Origin of the sequence: Bacillus sp. AR13-1, from assembly GCF_008042285.1 — a bacterium.
GTDB classification, from domain to species: domain Bacteria; phylum Bacillota; class Bacilli; order Bacillales; family Bacillaceae_G; genus Bacillus_A; species Bacillus_A mycoides.
On sequence record NZ_QNUA01000071.1, the window covers coordinates 1 to 1,301 of the forward strand.

The 1,301-nt window shown below is 35.6% G+C and carries 2 protein-coding genes; both read left to right on the forward strand.

What is annotated here, in order from left to right; genetic code table 11:
• The first annotated feature begins 72 nt into the window (after window positions 1-72).
• Complete coding sequence (locus tag DN408_RS31125; protein WP_078179305.1) at window positions 73-369, forward strand: helix-turn-helix domain-containing protein; 297 nt, start codon at window positions 73-75, stop codon at window positions 367-369.
• An 8-nt stretch (window positions 370-377) separates the two neighbouring features.
• A complete protein-coding gene (locus DN408_RS31130) occupies window positions 378-1,259 on the forward strand; it encodes an IS3 family transposase (protein WP_142253457.1) in 882 nt (293 codons plus the stop codon).
• Window positions 1,260-1,301: the final 42 nt, after the last annotated feature.

Sequence of the window (1,301 nt, forward strand, 5' to 3'; positions counted from 1 at the left end):
TGATATGATCCCCTTATAGTAGACAGGAAAAAGAAAGCACATTAACCTGTTTACTATGGAGGGGATTTTTTTATGGGAAAAATTAGAGTCACTTACGATGTAGAATGTAAGAAAAAAGCTATAGATTTATACTTAAAAGAAGGCATGAGCTATAAAACCATTGCGAAAGAATTGGGTATTCATCACTCGGTTGTAAGTCGTTGGGTGAAATACTTTGAAGCTGAAGGAATCAAAGGACTAGAAGAAAAACGCGGTAAAGCGAAAGGACCAGGTTTAGGTAGACCAAGGGTTAGACCCGAAGATCCTGAAGCTAAGATCCGACGATTAGAAGCGGAAAATGAAATGTTAAAAAAGCTCTTAGGAATGTAAAAGGAGGAATGAAAGTCGTATCCAAAACGAAAAAATTCGAAGTCATCCATGAAATGACAAAAACAGGTTATACAGTGACCATTCTATGCGATATTGCTGGTGTAACCAGAAGTGGGTACTACAAATGGATAAAACGGCATACGACGCCTTCAAAAAAACAATCAGAGGATATCGAAATTAAGAAAAAGATATTGGAGTGTCATAAAAAATTAAGAGGAATTTATGGATATAGAAGAATACAAGTGTGGCTGAAAGCCACATATAACCTTCATTTGAATCATAAACGCATCCAAAGATTGATGAGTGAACTAGGTATCAAAGCCGTAATTAGGAAAAAACGACCTTATTACGGAAAAAAAGAAGCTTATGTGATTTCAGAGAACCATCTAAATAGGGAGTTTCAAGCTTCAAAACCGAATGAGAAATGGGTAACCGATATTACCTATTTGATTTTCAATGGACAGCGCTTGTACTTATCCGCTATTAAGGATTTATACAATAATGAAATTGTTGCCTATGAAACCAGTCCTAGAAACGACTTAAAACTTGTGTTAGATACACTTAAAAAGGCAAAGAAAAAACGAAATGTGAAGGGAATCCTCTTACATAGTGATCAAGGGTCCCAGTATACATCTCGTCAATATAATCAATTACTTAAAAAATATCAGATGAAGGCAAGTATGTCTCGAAGAGGCAACTGTTGGGATAATGCTTGTATGGAAAACTTCTTCAGTCACTTTAAGGCAGAGTGTTTTCATTTACACTCCTTCCATAAAGCGAATGAGGTCAAACTTGCCGTGCGTAAATATATGCACTTTTATAATCATCAAAGATTTCAAAAGAAATTAAATAACCTGAGTCCATATAAATATAGAACTCAGGTTGCTTAGTTGCGCTTTTTTAATACTGTCTACTTGACAGGGGTCACTGCA

What these genes read in the sequence shown, in the direction of transcription:
- DN408_RS31125 (WP_078179305.1), top strand. Translation starts at nt 73, where the DNA reads ATGGGAAAAATTAGAGTCACTTACGATGTAGAATGTAAGAAAAAAGCT.
- DN408_RS31130 (WP_142253457.1), top strand. Translation starts at nt 378, where the DNA reads ATGAAAGTCGTATCCAAAACGAAAAAATTCGAAGTCATCCATGAAATG.